The organism is Ligaoa zhengdingensis (assembly GCF_014384885.1).
In the GTDB taxonomy this organism is placed as follows: domain Bacteria; phylum Bacillota; class Clostridia; order Oscillospirales; family Ruminococcaceae; genus Ligaoa; species Ligaoa zhengdingensis.
Map to the genome: position 1 here is coordinate 1 of NZ_JACRST010000100.1, position 678 is coordinate 678.

A 678-nucleotide genomic window follows, 5' to 3' on the forward strand; every position below is an offset into this window, starting at 1 on the left:
TGTACCGGCGGCCCTTTTGCCTGTAGGGCTATTCTTCTGTTTCTTGCTGTGCAGTTTCTTCGGCGATCTCTTCGGCCGCCTCAAAAGTATAGTACTTTTTCAGCCTTCTCTGGCGGCGGATCAGCGCCATCTGGATGCGCATGACGCACCTGCTGCAAATCATGCAGTTCTGCTCCTCAACTTCGACCTCCACCAGGTTTTCGTCCGAACGGCACAGCCAGCAGGTGGGCATACTCTTTTCGATCCGGACGGACCCGCCCTCGCAGGTGATGTCCACCAGATCGCCCGGCTTCACATTGATTCCGTTCAGCATCTGCTGCGGGATCACCACCCGGCGCAGGTCGTCAATCTTTCGTCTATAGATACGTATCATTTCTATGTCTCCGCCTTTCCCAAAGGCCCGGTGGGGCCTTGTTTTACAGCCCTGACGGTTGGCGGCGCGGAGCGGGGAGAAAAGCCATAGCAAAAATTGTCAGAGGTTGGAGAACCCGCCCCGCGGCCTACCGCGAGGACATAAAAAGAGCCGCTGTACGGGATTACTCCCATACAGCGGCCCCTGGAAAGGTCCAGAGTACGCACGCAGGCCAGCCTGACATACATCGATTTTTTCGCCGCAACTTGGAGTTGCCGACTTTACTTCGATACAAAAATCGAGTATAATCAGAAAGCAAGGTGCGG

At 55.3% G+C, this 678-nt stretch carries 1 protein-coding gene; it reads right to left on the reverse strand.

The annotated features are described in order from the left end of the window. Positions 1 to 28: 28 nt before the first annotated feature. A complete protein-coding gene (locus tag H8711_RS13875; RefSeq protein ID WP_249283910.1) occupies positions 29 to 373 on the reverse strand; it encodes an AbrB/MazE/SpoVT family DNA-binding domain-containing protein in 345 nt (114 codons plus the stop codon). Between the last annotated feature and the right edge of the window lie 305 nt (positions 374 to 678).